General features: G+C 32.5%; 19 protein-coding genes and 1 other annotated feature. Of the genes, 5 read left to right on the forward strand and 14 right to left on the reverse strand.

Annotation, left to right across the window (positions count from 1 at the left end; translation table 11 throughout):
- Nucleotides 1-8: 8 nt before the first annotated feature.
- The 3 genes from RH915_RS07975 to RH915_RS07985 form a co-directional block, all read right to left on the reverse strand.
- Complete coding sequence (locus RH915_RS07975; RefSeq protein ID WP_310479149.1) at nt 9-899, reverse strand: hypothetical protein; 891 nt, start codon at nt 897-899, stop codon at nt 9-11.
- Between the two features lie 157 nt (nt 900-1,056).
- Nucleotides 1,057-2,067, reverse strand: a complete 1,011-nt coding sequence (asnA, locus tag RH915_RS07980; RefSeq protein ID WP_310479151.1) for an aspartate--ammonia ligase — start codon at nt 2,065-2,067, stop codon at nt 1,057-1,059.
- Nucleotides 2,068-2,196: 129 nt separating this feature from the next.
- Nucleotides 2,197-2,436, reverse strand: a binding site (T-box leader).
- Nucleotides 2,437-2,513: 77 nt separating this feature from the next.
- Complete coding sequence (locus tag RH915_RS07985; RefSeq protein ID WP_310479152.1) at nt 2,514-3,383, reverse strand: radical SAM protein; 870 nt, start codon at nt 3,381-3,383, stop codon at nt 2,514-2,516.
- A gap of 212 nt (nt 3,384-3,595) precedes the next feature.
- Here RH915_RS07985 and RH915_RS07990 point away from each other — a divergent pair, with 212 nt between their 5' ends.
- Nucleotides 3,596-4,102 carry a ferritin gene (locus RH915_RS07990; RefSeq protein WP_310479154.1) on the forward strand — a complete coding sequence of 169 codons (507 nt, stop codon included), beginning with the start codon at nt 3,596-3,598 and terminating at the stop codon, nt 4,100-4,102.
- Nucleotides 4,103-4,154: 52 nt separating this feature from the next.
- Here RH915_RS07990 and RH915_RS07995 read toward each other — a convergent pair whose 3' ends face one another.
- Nucleotides 4,155-4,310: an aspartyl-phosphate phosphatase Spo0E family protein gene (locus tag RH915_RS07995; protein ID WP_310479156.1), complete on the reverse strand. Its 156-nt coding sequence runs from the start codon at nt 4,308-4,310 to the stop codon at nt 4,155-4,157.
- Nucleotides 4,311-4,712: 402 nt separating this feature from the next.
- On the reverse strand, nt 4,713-5,657 hold the full coding sequence (locus RH915_RS08000) for a nucleoside recognition family protein (RefSeq protein ID WP_310479157.1): 945 nt from the start codon (nt 5,655-5,657) through the stop codon (nt 4,713-4,715).
- A 294-nt stretch (nt 5,658-5,951) separates the two neighbouring features.
- Between RH915_RS08000 and RH915_RS08005 the strand changes: the two genes are divergently transcribed.
- On the forward strand, nt 5,952-7,268 hold the full coding sequence (locus RH915_RS08005; protein WP_310479159.1) for an aspartate kinase: 1,317 nt from the start codon (nt 5,952-5,954) through the stop codon (nt 7,266-7,268).
- A gap of 47 nt (nt 7,269-7,315) precedes the next feature.
- Here RH915_RS08005 and RH915_RS08010 read toward each other — a convergent pair whose 3' ends face one another.
- Nucleotides 7,316-7,753, reverse strand: a complete 438-nt coding sequence (locus RH915_RS08010; RefSeq protein ID WP_310479161.1) for a protease complex subunit PrcB family protein — start codon at nt 7,751-7,753, stop codon at nt 7,316-7,318.
- A gap of 266 nt (nt 7,754-8,019) precedes the next feature.
- Between RH915_RS08010 and RH915_RS08015 the strand changes: the two genes are divergently transcribed.
- Both RH915_RS08015 and RH915_RS08020 read left to right on the forward strand, forming a co-directional pair.
- Entirely contained in the window at nt 8,020-8,766 is a 747-nt protein-coding gene (locus RH915_RS08015) for an AzlC family ABC transporter permease (protein ID WP_310479163.1), read from the forward strand.
- 4 nt (nt 8,767-8,770) lie between these two features.
- Nucleotides 8,771-9,079 carry an AzlD domain-containing protein gene (locus RH915_RS08020; RefSeq protein WP_310479165.1) on the forward strand — a complete coding sequence of 103 codons (309 nt, stop codon included), beginning with the start codon at nt 8,771-8,773 and terminating at the stop codon, nt 9,077-9,079.
- Here the strand turns inward: RH915_RS08020 and RH915_RS08025 are convergent.
- The 3 genes from RH915_RS08025 to RH915_RS08035 form a co-directional block, all read right to left on the reverse strand.
- Nucleotides 9,076-9,819 carry a metal-dependent hydrolase gene (locus tag RH915_RS08025; RefSeq protein ID WP_310479167.1) on the reverse strand — a complete coding sequence of 248 codons (744 nt, stop codon included), beginning with the start codon at nt 9,817-9,819 and terminating at the stop codon, nt 9,076-9,078. The two genes, RH915_RS08020 and RH915_RS08025, sit on opposite strands and share 4 nt — an antisense overlap.
- 429 nt (nt 9,820-10,248) lie before the next feature.
- The gene (locus tag RH915_RS08030; RefSeq protein WP_310479169.1) at nt 10,249-10,752 is read right to left on the reverse strand and encodes a DNA-deoxyinosine glycosylase; all 504 of its coding nucleotides are present in this window, start codon (nt 10,750-10,752) and stop codon (nt 10,249-10,251) included.
- A 96-nt stretch (nt 10,753-10,848) separates the two neighbouring features.
- Nucleotides 10,849-12,102, reverse strand: coding sequence for a LysM peptidoglycan-binding domain-containing protein (locus RH915_RS08035; protein ID WP_310479170.1), 1,254 nt, complete (start codon nt 12,100-12,102; stop codon nt 10,849-10,851).
- 129 nt (nt 12,103-12,231) lie between these two features.
- Here RH915_RS08035 and RH915_RS08040 point away from each other — a divergent pair, with 129 nt between their 5' ends.
- The gene (locus RH915_RS08040; RefSeq protein ID WP_310479172.1) at nt 12,232-13,320 is read left to right on the forward strand and encodes an NAD(P)/FAD-dependent oxidoreductase; all 1,089 of its coding nucleotides are present in this window, start codon (nt 12,232-12,234) and stop codon (nt 13,318-13,320) included.
- Nucleotides 13,321-13,347: 27 nt separating this feature from the next.
- Here the strand turns inward: RH915_RS08040 and RH915_RS08045 are convergent, their stop codons facing one another.
- The 5 genes from RH915_RS08045 to RH915_RS08065 form a co-directional block, all read right to left on the reverse strand.
- A complete protein-coding gene (locus tag RH915_RS08045) occupies nt 13,348-13,824 on the reverse strand; it encodes a hypothetical protein (RefSeq protein WP_310479173.1) in 477 nt (158 codons plus the stop codon).
- 34 nt (nt 13,825-13,858) lie between these two features.
- Nucleotides 13,859-15,100: a competence/damage-inducible protein A gene (locus tag RH915_RS08050; protein ID WP_310479174.1), complete on the reverse strand. Its 1,242-nt coding sequence runs from the start codon at nt 15,098-15,100 to the stop codon at nt 13,859-13,861.
- 233 nt (nt 15,101-15,333) lie between these two features.
- The gene (locus RH915_RS08055) at nt 15,334-15,777 is read right to left on the reverse strand and encodes a hypothetical protein (protein WP_310479175.1); all 444 of its coding nucleotides are present in this window, start codon (nt 15,775-15,777) and stop codon (nt 15,334-15,336) included.
- 142 nt (nt 15,778-15,919) lie between these two features.
- Nucleotides 15,920-17,152, reverse strand: a complete 1,233-nt coding sequence (locus tag RH915_RS08060; RefSeq protein WP_310479177.1) for a Ger(x)C family spore germination protein — start codon at nt 17,150-17,152, stop codon at nt 15,920-15,922.
- Nucleotides 17,139-18,233, reverse strand: coding sequence for a GerAB/ArcD/ProY family transporter (locus tag RH915_RS08065; protein ID WP_310479178.1), 1,095 nt, complete (start codon nt 18,231-18,233; stop codon nt 17,139-17,141). Before RH915_RS08065 ends, RH915_RS08060 begins: the two co-directional genes overlap by 14 nt.
- Nucleotides 18,234-18,235 lie beyond the last annotated feature (2 nt).

Consider the following 18,235-nt stretch of genomic DNA (forward strand, 5'->3'; position numbering starts at 1 on the left):
CTCTAGTTCTATAATAATTTTGGTTTGGATGTTTTCAATTGCGCAACAGCTTTTCTAATCAGTATAATTTTTTCTTCAACTCCGGGATTTTCATCGCTTTGTAACATAGATGGATCAGTCAAAGTCTTAATATCCTGTTCCAAGTAATTAATCGCTCGATTTTGCAGTTCTAATGCTTTGTTCGAAGTTAACTTCTTTAGATGTTCAGCTTTTCTCTTTCTAGCTTCAATTAATGTTTTTGTTACACTATAGCTGGCAGCACCTAAAGCCATTGGTATTAAAAATTTCTTCATCTTTTTTGAACGTCCCCTACGTTTATTATACATGATTTCACTAAGAGATAAAAATGTCGATTTTTTATATTTTTTATTAAATTTGCTATTTACAACTAACTTATGACAAAAATAAGGTGCTGTTAATGCTGCTACTTTTATACCTTCTTTTTTCACAACCTCTGATAATGCTTCTTTCTCCGCCACCATTTCAGGAAAGCTTTGATCATTTTCTATCTCATCTTTAAAGTAAACTACATATTCTTCAGGTACATTTAAATTTTTTCTTACGCTATGAAATACAGCTTCCTCTTCATATGATGGGTCATCGCTTACATTCATTATAATAAGCATATCTTTCATTAAAGAAAATCTCACAATATTTATTTCTTGATCGGATAATCCTTCTACTACTTCTCTACATAATGCTTCTAAATCTTTTGGATTGTTTGCATGTAAAGGGAATAGGCTGTACCTATCAGAAATGTTTAATTTTATATTGGCTAATAACCTATAGAAGTTTATTAATTTTGACTGCTCAATTGAACCTTTAACAGATAATGTGATAGATAAAATCTTGGCATATGCTTTTTTTATTTCTAAAGGCATTTGATCTAAATCTTTCATTTTATTCCTCCTAAGCACAGTAAATTTTTATACGCTTTGTATTACTAGATATTATGGTATTCTTCAGCAACTTTTAAAATCCTTTATTTTAAATTTAAGACTAGTATACACATACGCCTTCTCATTACAAAACTAGAAGGGAAAATCCCTTCTAGTTTTATAATAAAAATATATTGGATTTTTCGCAAGTTTCTATCATATCCTCGGGCCAAATTGAAGACTGTACTTCGCCTATATGTGCTCTTTTAAGAAAAAACATACATATCCTTGACTGACCAATTCCACCACCTATTGTATACGGAAGTTTTTTATTTAGTATTGACTGGTGAAATAATAGTGACTGTCTTTCTTCACAACCAGCTTCTTTCAATTGCGCTTCTAGGGCCTTTTCATCAACACGTATTCCCATTGATGAAAGCTCTAAGGCCATTTCTAAAGTAGGGAACCAGAGAATAATATCCCCATTTAGTTCCCAGTCATCATAATCCGGTGCCCTTCCATCATGTTTTTCCCCTGATTTTAGGTCCCCACCAATTTTCATTATAAATACAGCACCTTTTTCTTTTGCAATTTCATTTTCTCTTTCTTTTGATGTTAAATCAGGGTAACGATTTTCTAATTCCTGTGTTGTTATAAATGTGATGTTTTCCGGTAATACCTTTTCATAGTTGTTATAGAGCATTGCTAAGTAATCTTCAGTTTTTTTGAAAACACTATAAATCTTATTTACAGTATTTTTTAATGTTTCTTCTGTTCTGTCTTCTTTGGCAATAATTTGTTCCCAATCCCATTGATCAACATAAATTGAATGAATATTGTCTAAATCTTCATCCCTTCTTATTGCATCCATGTCTGTATATATGCCTTCCCCAACATCAAAGCTATACCTATGTAATGCCATGCGTTTCCACTTTGCAAGAGAGTGAACAATTTCTACTTCTTTTCCATCCATCCCTTTTAAATCAAAAGCAACAGGTCTTTCCACACCATTTAAATTATCGTTCATACCAGTATCTGATAAGACAAATAATGGCGCTGAAACCCTTGTTAAATTTAAAGCTTCTGCCAAATTTTGTTCAAAGTAATCTTTTATCTGCTTTATTGCAACTGCTGTTTCTTTAATGTTTAAACCTGGATCATAGTCTTTCGGTAAAATTAATGAATTCATTCTAGTTATCCTCCCTTTATTTTCTTACAAGCATAAACTTTAATATTTAAGTATAATTAATCTCCTAAACAATAGTGTGAGTAAGTAAATTCTCCTTCTTACTATATAAAAAAACCTTTCGCCCTATATCATAAGGGCGAAAGGTTACTTCCGCGGTACCACCTTTATTAGTAAAATACTCTCTTAGCAGCACAGAAATTACTCGATGCTGTCCAATTATAACGGTTTGGTTCCGCCTAAGTCTACTTTCATTAGATTTCGGTTAGGAGCTCTGAGATGTTTTTCAAGACAGCCTTCGTATTGGTCTCTCACTATCACCAACTCGCTTTAACTACACTCTATCCTTACTCTTCTCTTCATTGCTTATATATTGTTAAATTCTATTCTTGATATTATATATTAAATTAAAAGTTGATTAATGTCAAATAATTTTTAATTTTTTAACATTACAATCGCCTAAATGCTTCTCCTTTATAACCATTACCTTGTTTTAAGACTTGATTAATTTGTGTTATTAAGTTATTTTTATCTTTCGGTAACACTCCTTGCAGTGCTACATAGTTAGATGCATGATTACTTCTAAATACACAATCAGTTACCTCTAAATTTTCAAGTAAAAGTTTTGTTTCTACCATAACCTCTTCTGGAGACAACAATTCAATACTGCCATTTTGTATTTGGTCATACATTTTTGTACCTGGCTGTACCATTAAGGTTAATAACCCTAGGTAATCTGGGTTTATTCCATTAATTACTTTTGCTGATTCCATTGCGTGTTCCTTCCAATTTGCAATTCCGCCTAATCCTGAAATTAATGTAACAGAAAGTTTGATCCCTGACTTTACAATACGCTTACCTGCTTCAATCATTTCCTCGGAAGTTACACCTTTATTAATCTCTTTTAATATATCATCGCTTCCTGATTCTATTCCTAAGTACGCAATTCCCAACCCTAGTTTATTTAACTCGGATAATTCCTCAACACTTTTCCTTAATATATCTTTTGGTCCACTGTATATTCCCACTCTTTCGCATTCTGGGAATATAGATTGAATTCTTTTTAATATGTATTTTAAATCCTCAGTTTTAAGTGTTAGTGCATCACCATCTGCTAAAAATACTCGTTTTACATGATTGTAGTGTTCTCTAGCCAGCAGTAAATCTTCTTCTATTTCTTCCAGATTTCTTATTTTAAAGTGCTTGTCTTTATACATGCTACAGAATGTGCATTTATTGTGAGAACACCCTATTGTAACTTGTATGATTAAACTAAAAGCTTCACTAGGAGGCCTATATACCGCTCCTTCGTATCTCATTATATCACTCCATTTTTTGATTTTTTTCTAAGTTGCTGTACATCTTATACATACATTTAAATAACTGTTTGCTTATATTTTATAGTAGTAATATTATCCCATATATCACTTAATGTTTTCAACCTATTAAAATATTTTTTATAGATTAACTGGATTTATGTTGGGTATATTAATATGGACTATATTTAGGATAAATAGAAGGAGAGATTTAAATGTTAACAGAAAAATTAGTAAAAGAATTAAATGAACAGCTTAAATACGAGTTTGCATCAGCGAATTACTATTTAGCCATGTCCGCTTATTGCTTGGATAGAGATTTAGATGGATTTGCTAACTTTTTTAAAGTACAGGCTGAAGAAGAAAGCTTTCACGCAATGAAATTTTTCAACTTTATTAACGATGCAGGGGGAAGAATAAATATTCAAGGATTTGATGACCCTAAAAATGATTTTGATTCCTTAGCTCAAGTTATGGAAATTGCATTAAATCATGAAAAGTTTGTAACAAAAAGAATACATAGTATTATGGACATTGCGATTGAAGAAAAGAATTACCCTTGTATAAGCTTTTTAAATTGGTTTGTTGATGAGCAAGTGGAAGAAGAAGCTATGATGACGTCTTTACTTAATAAGGTGAAAAAAATCGGCGAAGATAATCCTGCGATTTTTATGCTTGATTCGGAATTAGAAAAACGTAGTTTTACCCCACAAAATCAATAATTAATCAATAAAAAACTCCCTCTTTTTTTGCATAAATAATAAAGAGGGAGTTTCAAGTATTATTTCGGACACATTCAACAATTACTTCATCAAGTTTTTGACTAATTTCAATAATTTCTTGAGTTATTTTACCATCATTTTTCTTTATTAAGTCATTCAATTCTTTCCTTAGCATCTCAAGATTACTCTTTTCACTTGACTTTTTCATTAGTGTTCAATCCTTTCATCTTTTGTTATATTTTAACATAAATGTTTAGGTGTGTCAAACATATGTTCGCTGGGATTAGGTTACACTTTAATCTATAAAAAGTATATCATATTTTCAACGAATAAGGATAGGTGCTTCCTAAAAAATAGTATCATTTACCTACTTTGCTATTCATTTCTAGGTTTTGTTGGATCACAAATAGGTATATTAATATTTGATACTTGTGCTAGCTTTATTAAATAGTAACACTCCTCCCTATACATATGATTTAACATTAATGGAGATATTACGTCAATTTCATCTAATTGTATGTGCTTGGGTCTAATAGATAGAAGTTTTAAAACTACACTGATTTTAATACAATAAAGCATCCTTTTTTTGAAAAAGGATGCTTTATTTGTATTAAAATATAATGAGATGTAGAATTCCTCTGAATAGTATACCTATTAAGGCTGCTTTAATAGCTGGTTTTGCAACTGCAGAAACTCTTGGTCCAGAAGAAAGTAGTAATGCTAATCCAACAGCATCAAAGGTATTAATTGTAAATCCTGCAATTCGATTCAATTCAACGGCTGTCATGCTTCCTTCAGCTAATAACTCCATGGTTATAGCCATCATTGCTGTTCCCCCTGCTAGATACTTAGTTGCCATAGGAAGGACCGCAATACCCGGCACACCAACACGCACTAATAATGGTGACAGTAAAGATTCTACTAATGAAATTGCACCTATTTCTCTTAATATATTAACGGCAAAAATGGACAGTACTAATGGTGGTATCGCTTTTAAAACAATTTGTAAACCTTCTTCTCCACCCCTAAATAATGACTGTATGATTTTGCTCTTTTTCTTCTCTTCTTTTAAGGAAACACCTTCATTTTTTACTTTCTTAACGTGATCCTCCGTATCTTCTCCTGCAAATTTATATGCAAGAAAACCGGATAATAAGCCACCTAATACAGATGTTAACATTGTAATTGGAAGATTTAATCCTACTACAGCTAAAGGAAAAGTTGCATTAGCTTGTGACATAGGAAGAATTGCTGCTAATGTTGCTGCAATACGGCGGTTTGTAATTGATTCATCTTGATCTGCAATTTTTAGCGTTGCAATTGGTGCTGCAAAACTTATAAATAAAATCTGCAGTATAGCAAATACGCCTAAACCTGGTAAACCAAAAAGAATAAGTAGTGGTGACAGTTTCACTGCAATTGTTTTTAGAAATCCTTTATCATCTAACACTCTCATCAGTGCCATCATGATTACCATTACTGGTAAAAGAATAAATAATGCTAAGTTTACACCTGACTCTCCTGAGCTAATCATTAATTCAATAATTCTTTGCAAATAAAGCCCCCCCTTAATGTACATGAGTATTCCTATTATAACATATAAAATGTACATCATTTATTACATTATTTACTTGTTAATATTTCAGTATCTATATAGAAATGTATATTTATAAACTTTCTTGCAATTATAAGTACTTCATATCTATATATGATACTATGCTCATAAAAGACACCACCTAGCATTAGAAAGATAATATTATTTTCTAAATATTAATAAAATTTGACTTTTTATTTATAAATTATTATAATTATTACTTATACAAACAAGGAATTTTTAGGGGGATTAATTATGTCACTTAAGGTTGTTAAATTTGGTGGAAGCTCTTTAGCAAATGCCACCCAATTTAAAAAAGTAGAATCAATTATACACAATGATAAAACGCGAAGATATGTCGTTCCATCTGCACCTGGGAAAAGATCTTCATCTGACACAAAAATTACTGATTTATTATATCAGTGTCATTCATGTTGTTGTACAAACACACCATATGAAGATATTTTAAAAACGATACAAAAAAGATATAAAGAGATCGTACTAGACTTAAAAATAGATTTAGATTTACAGCCTTATTTCCAAGAAATTGTAGAAAATATTAATAAGGGTACAACTTTGGATTATATGGCTAGTCGGGGTGAGTTTTTAAATGGTGTCATTTTAAGTCATCTACTTAACTTTGAGTTTATTGACGCCAAAGATGTTATTCGATTTGATATAAATGGACAGTTAGATCTTAGTAAAACCAAAGAATTAATGCGCAGTCGTCTACAAAATGTTGAATATGCTGTAATTCCAGGTTTTTACGGGTCTATGCCTAATGGGGATATTAAAATATTCTCTAGAGGTGGTTCTGACATTACTGGAGCTATCGTATCCACTGCAACGAAAGCAACAGTCTATGAAAACTGGACAGATGTTTCTGGTTTATTAGTAGCAGACCCTGGAATTGTAAACAAGCCTAAATCTATTAACAAAATTACTTATAGAGAACTTAGAGAACTTTCTTACATGGGAGCAAAAGTACTCCATGAGGAAACAATTTTCCCGGTTTTAAAGGTGGGCATACCGATAAATATTAGAAATACTAATGCCCCAGAAGATGAAGGTACGATGATCTTAAAGGACGCATCTGTCGATTTAGATGAGATTCCAATTACAGGAATTGCAGGTAAAAAAGATTTTACTGTTATTTCAGTAGAAAAAAATCAAATGAATGCACAAATTGGTTATGTTAGAAAACTACTTACTATTTTCGAAAATCATAGGGTAAGCTTTGAACATATTCCATCCGGTATAGATTCAATTTCTGTAGTCGTTGATGATAATCAACTAGTAAACGGTACTTTAGAAAAACTAGTTAATGACATTAATAAAAACTGTTGTCCAGATCTTCTTGAGGTACATCCAAACATGGCCCTCGTTGCTACAGTAGGTCATGGTATGGCCTACCGTCCTGGGATTGCATCTACAATATTTACAGCATTATCTAATGCAAAAATTAATATTAGGATGATTGATCAAGGTTCTAGCGAACTTAATATTATTGTTGGTATAGAAAATGATCAATTTGAAAAAGCAATACAGGTTATTTATGACGCTTTTGTTTAACAATATAAACCCCTCAGCACCTAGTAATAGGCAGTTGAGGGGTTTCTCTATGAACCTAATTGTCTTCTTTCACGAATTAATTCTTTTAATACAACTTCTCTATTATCCTTTTCAATCCTAACAAGTTGACTCGGATAGGTGATTACTTGTACAACCATGGAGCTTGGGAGTGGTTCAATAAGTTTAGCTTTTACATTTAAATGTTTATTGTCCCCCGTAATAGACATTGTATTTAAACTGTATCCACCAGTACGCCTTTCTCCAGCACTAATTAAAATATATGTATATTCTTCATCATCGAATTTAAAAGCACCTTCTTCTTTTCTTGATCTTTCATACCACCTTAATACCGCTTCATTTTCAATCGACCTTGTAGTCACAACTTCAAAAGGTATGTCTCCTATTACACTACTCGTTGTATTGATTTCGCATCCCGTTAAGAAAAATGTTATTATCATTAAAATAAAAGATAGCTTTCTTTTCACACCATTGTCCTCCACTTTATCATTTAATATATTATTATAATTAACTTCTAATTAATAAGACGTTACTTTTAAAAATTAAGTTCCATAATCTTTATATTTTATAACCAATTACTTATTTTATATTTTATTAAACACTATTAGTAAATTATATATCATTTACCTTAATATGTAAACAGCTACCCTTTTTTTACAAATTGACTATTTTGTTTTGTCAATGTTATATTAAACAAGGATTGTAAATTATATAGTTTAGGAGCGCATTTTTTATGGATCATTCTTCTCATTCAATACACAATATGAACAAACCTTCAACTAAATTTTCAAAAGAGAATAAATCAGAATTTTTAAGGGGATTGACCTCGTCATTTCCTATTATTATAGGCTATTTTCCTATTGCAATTTCATTTGGTGTTATTACACTCCAAAGTGGATATAGCCTTAGCTTTGCTTTTTTAATGTCTCTATTTGTATATGCGGGAGCAAGTCAGTTTATGGCAATAAATATGCTTTTAATGCAAGCTTTAGGAATAGAAATTATTATTGCAACCTTTGTCTTAAACTTTAGACATTTTATTATGAGTATGTCTTTGATGAATAAACTAAAATCATTTCCTACTATTAAAAAAATTCCGTTATCTTTTATGATTACTGATGAAACTTTTGCTTTTCTATCTTTAGCAAAGGAACAGGATGAAAAAAATTATAATTTATATTATATTGGTGGTTTACTAATAGGTGCTTATAGTGCTTGGGTAAGTGGTACATTAGCTGGAGGACTCTTGGCCATGGTCATTCCTCCTTCGATTGGTAACAGTATGTCCATGGGTCTTTATGCCATGTTTATTGCCCTATTAATACCAGCAATAAGGGATCAGTGGCGCATGGGAATTGTAGCTGGTCTAAGTGCGCTTCTTTGTATCTTAATAACAAACTATATTAATCCTGGTTGGGCAATAGTTATATCCACGTTAATAGCTAGTTTTTTCGGTTCCTACCTTATTAAAGGAGAGTGAGGCAATGAGATTGTATATGATAATAATAGGTATGGCTTTCGTCACTTACCTGCCAAGATTACTTCCCGTATTTATCGTTGATCATATAAAACTACCCAAAAGAATAAATCTATGGTTGAAAATGATTCCATTTGCTGCTTTAGGCGCACTTATTTTTCCTGGTGTATTATCAGTAGAAGAAGGCGTACCTTTAGTAGGATTTATCGGAGCTGTTGTTGCAACTATTGCAGCTTATTTTAAGCTGCATATTTTCTATGTTATTTTTAGTTCTATTCTTTCTGTAATGATCGTTAAATTTATTTTTATTAATTAAAGCTTTCTTGTTAAAGTAAAGGTGATTATACAAGCAATAATAAAAACGATATTTTCTAATTTCCCCCCGGTTTTAATAGTAAGGGGGAATCTTTTTCTTTTTTGACTAAAAGGTAAAAATAATTTAACTCCACCTCTTGTAAACATGTCCCCTATAATATGAGATATAATACTTGCGCCAAAAATCACGCTATAGTCTACCTCTCCGTAAAACAGACTAATATGGCGTACGGCTAAAATTGTAAGCGCTGCAAATATTAGTGAATGTGAAAACCCTCTATGTTTACTGATCAATAGTATTAGTAAAATAACACCAACCCATATTAAGGGAAAGTGTCTATAATGATATGCAGCAGCTATAAAACCAAAGGCAACTAACGCTTGCACAAAGCTTCTTAAAAGCCGATAACCTTTTTTTGCAAAACTTTCAGACATTAGAAAACCTAGAAACAAGATCAGTATAATCCCGTAGAAAAAGGTAGTTGTTCTAAAAAAAATAAAAGCTACAATGGCAAGCAGTCCTAAAATAAATAACCAAACTTTTCTTATATGCTTTTCTTTAAATATCCCAAACTTATTCGATAGCGTACCGTTGCCCATATCTAAATCTGGTAAAAGTGCGCCAATTAAAACTACACTTATAGCTATCAGATTATTATCAAAGTATATCGGTGCACTAATTAATATAATTATTATTAACGACATTGTCATGCCTAATGCAACATGGGTTCTTCCTAGCAATTCTTTCCCTCTTTTCGTGATTACTTCAATCTATTATATACCGAACAAGTGTTTTGTTGCAAATCAATTAATAAATCACGCTTTTTTTACTTTTCACATAAAGTATATTGCAAAAATAGATATTACGAAAAGGAGCTTTTCTATGAAAGAATACGATTTTCCACTTATGGTTTCTATAATTATTGGTATCTCATCAACTTTTAGAAGAACATTTTAAACCAGATTTATTACTTTCGAACCGCTTTTTAAACTTGTCTTAGGCATTATCGTTGGAATTGTTTATATATCACCTCACAATATTAGAAAGGGCATCTTGGATGGTATCATTATCGGTTTGGCGGCCAACGGTTTTAACGGTTATGCCAAAGATTTAAAGGTCAGCTATAGCACATATAAAGATAAAAAAAGCAGGGCAAAAAGGAAGTCTAATTAATGTATGTAGTCTAAAATAATTGACCACGATTCAATTTTCTCTTCTAAAGTTTTTATGTTTTTCCCAGGAATAGGACTAGTAGAGGGTAGTTTTGCATATTCCAGCTCAGTCAAAGATTGAATGCCTATGTGCTTTTTATATGTAGTAAATGCTTTAGTGCCATTAAAACCTACAAACTTAATATTTGGATATTCTTCTAGAAGTGCTACTATATCATTTGGCTGTTCTGCAATGATATTTGCATCAAGACTTCCTTTTCGATAACAGGTATTTATCACATCCCACAAAGCTATTTTATTTCCCTTTAACAACTTTATTTTTTTATTGTAATCTTGTTCAATTTCCTTATTAAAAAGCTTATATATTATTTTCCAAAAATGATTCCTTGCATTGCCATAGTATTGATTTTCTTCTAAAGATTTAACTCCGGGCATAGACCCAAGTATTAGTACTTTTGATTCATGATCTATCACCGGCAAAAAAGATTTTAGCTGTCCCATAAATTGACCTCCTGCTTTTTTATAAAGATATTATACCCACAAATTCCTGTACAAAAACAAATAACGCTAAATATACATTTAGCGTTATTCATTACTTTACTTATAAGGATTTACATTTAAAATTTCATCTGTTGTAGTAAACTCATAGCCCTGCATCCTTAATGTTTCAATTATTTCTGCTATTGCAAGAACTGTAGCTTGTCTAGATTGATTGTCTCCACCTGCATCATGGAAAAGAACAATATCGTTACCAGTTATACCAGATAACGTATTTATTAAAATTTTATCTACGTCTTGGTCCCTCCAGTCTACAGAATCAACAGACCAATTAATTGCTTTATAGTCTAATGTGCTTAAATCTTCGATTACATTACTCGTAACAGCCCCATAAGGTGGTCTCATTAATGCTGTACTTTTACCAGTTGCATTTTTTATTGCATTTTCAGTTTGCTTCATTTCATTAACTATGGTTTCTGTTGATATATTACGCATATTTGGATGACTCCAAGTATGATTTGCTATGACATGACCATCATTGACAATTCGCTTTGCAATTTCGGGATGTCTCTCTACTCTACTACCCAACACAAAGAAAGTTGCTGCAACATCATATCTTTTTAATACATCTAATACTTGTGGTGTATAAGTTGGATTTGGTCCATCATCAAAGGTTAGTGCAATTTTATTCCCACGACCTTCTCCTTTTAAATAAAATGTATCTGGATACATTTTTGATAACTGTGTTACTGAATGCTCGAAGTTTGCCTCTGTCTGTGGTTGAGGTGCTATATTTTTATCCTTTTCAGGCACCTTCAATACTTGTCCTACATAAATAAAATTAATATTCTCTAAATCATTTATTTCAGCAAGGGATCCCATACTTATGCCTAAGCTTTTAGAAATTCTATATAGGCTATCTCCAGGTTTAACTGTGTAGGTGGTTGGTTCTATAGGCTTTGTTGTTTTAAAATCTTTCTCGGGTATTAACAAAACCTGTCCAACATGTAAGTTATCTGGATTAGCTAATCCATTTTTACTTGCTATTTGAGTAGTTGATACTCCGAATTGTTGTGAAATTTTGTGTAGAGAATCACCAGCTCTCACTACATATGTTCCCGGTTCTTGTGATTTAGGTATAATTAAAACTTGTTTAGGAAAAATAGTGTTGTGATTTCTTAGATACCGATTATTTGATAATATTTCTTGAATACTGACATCATATTTTTGTGCTATTAAATAAAGACTCTCACCTGCCCCTACACGGTGAACATAAGCCGCTTCAGCTGTAAATGAAAAACCTAATGTGACAAAAAGTATACATACTAAAGCACTTTTAACAAATTTATTCACTATGTCTTCTCCCCCTTTATTTTGAAATTGGTTTACATAACTATAATATCATTTATTAGGATTTTAAACTAAAGTAATAAATGGGAGGGTTGGAAGTAAAAAAATAATAAGTGTAAAGGTGGAATTAACATGAAGGTTGCAATTATGGGTGCTGGTTTATCTGGATTATCCTGCGCGATAACTTTAGAGAAAAACGGCATTAAACCTACGATTTTTGAAAAACGAAGGGTAGTCGGTGACCGGTTTATAAATGCGGAAATATTTATGTCTATATTAACTCGCCCAGTCGTCGACGAAATTTCTTATCTATCAGAAGAGCATGACATAAACCTCCACCCTTTAAGTAACATTAAAGAACTGCAGATTATTAGTGAAAAAGAAAAGGCTACTATAGAAGGTCATATTGGATTCACTTCACTAAGAGGAAGAGATGTTGATTCTTTAGAAAATCAACTGGCAAGACAGGTTAAAAGCAAAATTATTTTTAATTCTAAATATACTTATGAGCATCTTCTCCAAGAATTTACCCATGTTATCGTGGCTACTGGAGATGCAGCATATACTTCAAAAATACAGCTGTTTAGTAATGATCTCACTGTCACATTAAAAGGTGCTACTGTTGAGGGTAACTTTGATCAATATGGGGTAAAGGCATGGCTAAATCATCATTTTGCACCAAAGGGTTATGGTTATTTTATCCCTTTGTCTGACAAGGAAGCTCAAATTGTAATTGGTTTTCCTGATTATGAAGAAAATAAGAAATTGGATGAAGAAATGCTTTGGGACAGATTTTATAACCAGGCCTGTAAGGATTTGAATCAAAACCTAAGAATAACAGATCAATTTCAAGTAACAAGGTATCAAATTGGCACTTGTCAAACGCCTAGAATTGGTAACACCTTTTTTGTTGGCAACTGTTTTGGATCTATTATGCCTTTTTTAGGGTTTGGGCAGTTTTCTGCTATGCTTACAGGAATTTATGCCGCCCATGATCTATGTGGCTTTGGTAAATATGAAGACCTTACTAGTAACCTTAAAGAAAGCTATAGGAATTCCCTTTCACTACGTCATGGTATCGAAAACCTAAGTAACAGTCAGTTAGATTTAATGGTTAAAAGTTTAGATGGTAAAATTGGCAAACGATTGTTTAATAGCAAATACGATTTTTTAAGCTTAGCTGGCTATCTCTTAAGACCTCTTACCAAAAACAAAGAATGACCAATATAACAGTCATTCTTTGTTTTGTTAATATCCTTTTAAAAGCAAGATAAGTATTACAGGTAAACTTATATAGTAAAGTATTAACATGTAGCCAAGTTTTATTGTTCCTTGTGTCGTCATTTTCTCTTGTTCTTGATCTGTATTCTTTTTAATTTTAATTAGCTCTATTATGCTTATTATAATGACAGCTACGGCTAGAATATTTAAAATCCTTACTATTCTACCACCTTCTAGAATGTTTGCTAATAAAAAAGAAATCCCCCATATTAGGTTTACATAGACTAATTTATTGCCTCGAGACTTCGTTTCTTTCGTTTCTGTATATCCTTTAAAAGCAAATATTCCGCTGAAAGATGTAAAAATAATATAGCCTACAGCTGCACCAGAGACTAGCTGCAAAGTAATAACGGCGTAGCCTAATTCATCGATATTTTCAAAAAAACCTGAGAACATGAATGCGAACAATAACATAAATAACCATTTGAACACGTGCTTAATCAACTTGCTTCCCCCTTAATTTATACCTCTATTAATTTTATGCTAAATGATTCATAACCTCTTTTCTTAGCCAACCTAATGCCTGAAGGGTAGTAAAATGCCTTATTTTCTGTCTGCCACCCCATAGCATTAATTTAGCAGATTTCACTTTACCATCCATATACAACCCTATATAAACTAATCCCACAGGTTTTTCCTTTGTTCCACCCTCTGGTCCGGCAACACCAGTTACGGAAAGTCCTATATTTGTACCTGCTGTCTTTGCTATTCCCTGTGCCATTTCCATTGCAGTTTCTGCACTCACTGCGCCAAATTTTTCAAGGGTTTCTTCTTTTACCCCTAATCGTTTAATTTTTGATTCATTGCTATATGTAATTGCACTCTCTAAAAATACTGATGATACTCCAGAACAATTTACTAACTTACCAGTTAATAACCCTCCAGTGCAGGATTCAGCTAAAGCTATTGTCATATCCTTTGATTTCAACAAACTGACCACAGACTCCTCCAGACTTTCATTGTTTGTCCCATAAATATATGTTCCAAGACGAGCCTTGATCTTTTCTTCTACCGGAATTAGAAGTTTCTCAGTTTCATCCTTTGTCCGACCTTTAGCCGTAATTCTTATAGTGACATTACCTTCATTTGCATATGGGGCTATTGTTGGATTACTTTGTTGTTGAATTAAGTCCTGAATCATTTCCTCCATTTGACTTTCCCCTAAGCCACTTATATTTAATACCTTTGATTCAATAATGCCGTCGCCAAAGGGCTGCAAATATGGAATCACACTTTTTCCAAACATTGCCTTCATCTCTTTAGGGGGTCCTGGTAATAAAATTAATATTTTATCATTCTCCTGTATAATACATCCTGGGGCTGTGCCATGTTCATTGTAAAGAATTTTTGAGTGTTCAGGGAAGTAAGCTTGTTTCACATTCGCCTCTGGCATCTTTCTATTTATTTTATGGAAAAATCCTTTGATTTGTTGTAGTGCCTCTTCATCTAATACCATTTCTTTTCCAAAATATTCTGCTGCAATCTCCTTTGACAAATCATCCTTTGTTGGTCCTAATCCCCCGGTTGTAATGACAATATTAGACCTACTAAACGCAACTTCTAGGGCGTCTTTTAATCGCTCATTATTATCACCAACTGTGGTCTGATAATATAAACCAATCCCCATTTCCGCTAACCTTTGGGCTATGTACTGGCTATTTGTATTAACGATATCTCCAAGTAAAAGTTCTGTTCCAATAGATATAATTTCTGCTCTCATAAAAAACCTTCTTTCCGTAAAAATATAAAATTTATATTCCATATTATACTACGTAATTAAAAAAATTTCTCTGAAAATTTAAAAAGTATCTAAAGACACTTTTGTGAATACATACTTGGAGGAAATTTCATCCCCTATAACCCATCTTTTTTTATATAGTAGTAAAGTAGACTTCCTACTATATAAAAAACATTAAGTTGTATAAACACACTTAATGTTTTTATAGTAATACATTATAAGTAAACGCTATATCCTGTTTTCCAATCTTCGTAAAACAAATCTTTTAGTACACTAGATGTCCCCAAATCATCTGAATGCATAAAAGCAACTTTATTTTTAATTACACTTTCATTTTCACCTGTTTTGCCAGATAGAATTACAAAAGCATTATTAAAAACAATAAACTGACTTAGGGAGTTGTTATTAATTTTAATATTGTAGTTTACATTATCAAACTCTCGTTTGATCATCTCTAATTCCTTCTTAAATAATGATAACTTTGGAATTAAAATCTTTACAGACAATTCATTGGGCTTTATGTTTGTATACTCCTTTATAGCGCCTACCAAATCTTTGCTTAAAAATCCATGAATGTAAACATCCTCTACATTCTCACTTTGCATAAGAAATGTATTAATTTTATTTATAAAACTTTCATTTCCGACTAATACGTCCATGAAGAACGCCCCCTTTTAAAAACATAGTATTTATATTTTCCAAGCTATTTTAACTATGCAATTTTGATAATTATAATATTTTATGAAAAGTTTTATAAATAAAACACTACTTTTTTTCAGAAAGTATTCAACAAGGGAAAAATTACTTCATTAGTCCAGTTAATCTTATTTCTGTTTCCGCATTCACATTAACCATAACCTGTGGAAAAATGTCATGCCATTCATTTTCTATTTTTGCCCATACATCCGGTTCATATCGACGCATTTGTACATTAAAATGGAATATATCTGCACCATACTCCTCTTGCACATAACTTACCGTATCTTTTATCTCTTCCTCTATTCTCTTTTTTGCTAACTTCTCTACCTCCTCCAGATAGTCCTCATTAAATATATTTGCTTTTCCATATCTAACTTCTTCGACTAAATTAAAGGTTGCATCTACTTCTATATCCATTATAATCTGATGATCAGCGACCCTTGGCCTAACCTTTGTATTCGCTTTTACCACTTCTAAAACAACGATTTCCGCTTCTTCATTCGGGGAGTCAACAACAATTGTTCCACCTAAAACCGCATCTCTTACCCACTTTGCCCAAATAGTATCTACCTCTCCTAACCACCCTATCATTTTATCTTCTCTAAATAGAGCTAAACCAGCGTTTTTAATTTCATCCTCTGTTGCTACCACTCTCGGCAAGCCAAAATCTACCCCTGTATGAATACTCATAGCCACCTGCCCCAAATCTGTTTCATGAAGAATTCTTGAATTTCGACTTGCCCCTAAGGGAAGTCTTTCTAGATATCGGCTAGAATAATCATCAATTCGAGGTACAACATCAAGTATACTTTTAGCATCCCCTGGTGTAATGAACACCCTTGTCCTTCTTCTCATTTCATGATCGGCTAATAAAAGATCTAAGACTGGTAGGATTCCTTGTCGTGCAACCTCCTCGTTGATAACTACAACCTGTAAATGTTCATAAAATGGTAGATACTCTAATCGGGTAGCAAATTGTCTCTGTGCTTCGAAAAAGTTATTTCCTGTCATGGTTAAGTCCCAGGTTCTATCCTCTTCCACATCGCCACCACCACCCTCCGGGCCCATGCGTGCTTGGGGAACTATGGGTACCTGTATTGTGTAAGCAAATTTTGGTTCACCATACTGGGGAATCATTTTTTCAATTTCTCTTTCACTTAAATATTCTTCTAGATCATCCTGTCCTCTTGGCAGGGGTTCTGCCATATCAATTGCGATTCCAAGAACATACCCTCGATCTTCTACTTCAGCATAATCCCAACACCCAAATAAAAGAACAGAAAATAGTAAAATGACTATTTTAAGCATCACTTTACACAGGCTACGTTTTTTCATTGGATACCCTCCTATTCTTAAATAAAGTGATGACAATCACTAAAGGAATAATAATAAATGCAAAAAACATTGCTAGTAAATTAACCCACCCTAAATATTTGTAATTGTCCACTACACTATTCGGCAATACTGCAATTAGAATAAATAGTGGGATTTGTCCATAGGTAATTAAATGGTCTCTGTTACTATCAAATAAGACCTTAAGATTTAAAGTAGAAGAGTAATAGAAAGTCACCATTGTTGTAAATGCAATAGGAATCCACATGGTCATAAATAGGCTCTCTGCCCGCTCAAAAAGTTCTGTTTCAAGCTGTATTGCCTTGGATAATGATATTGTTGGCCAAATAAGCATTTTTGTTTCTTCACTTCCAAAAACTAGAATGGACAGCGTTACAATTGCAAGGTAAGATCCTATCGAGATTAAAACCCCTATACCGATCCACTTTTTTACCCTTTTCGGTTCATTAAACTGGGGCATAATATACCCTATAATTCCTATCCCTAATAATGGGTGTACCATTTGTAAAGAGCCTTTTAAAACTGGCATAAGTCCTTCGTGCAGCACTGGTCTATAGTTTTCTAGGTCCACACTTGTACTTGCTAGTACTACTAACAATATAGTCGATAATATAACTAGGGGTAAAAGTAAATCCAGTACAATACTTAATGTCTTTATGCCTTTGGACACTCCGTATACTATTGGTAATGCTCCTAAAATAACCAATACACTCCTTGGTGTTGTATCTAACAAAAACATTTTAACACTATCCGTAAAAGCCCTTAAAGATAGTCCAATTGTTGAAATGATGTATATGGCAATTGCAACCATTATTATTTTACCAATCTTTTTTCCTAGATTCGCTTCAATAATTTGAGATATGTTAAGATTCGGATGTTTTGTATATAACCAATAAAAAGAAAAACCTAAATAGAAAGCAATAACTGCACTCAATGCTACCGACATCCAGCCATTATTACTACCTATTTCTACAATATCTCTTGGTATCGTTAATAACCTTATGCCTACGGTTCCATGTACAACAAAAGCCAGCATATCCACGCCATTTAATTCTTTCTCCATCA

It is taken from the genome of Serpentinicella sp. ANB-PHB4, assembly GCF_031432315.1.
In the GTDB taxonomy this organism is placed as follows: Bacteria; Bacillota; Clostridia; order Peptostreptococcales; family Natronincolaceae; genus Serpentinicella.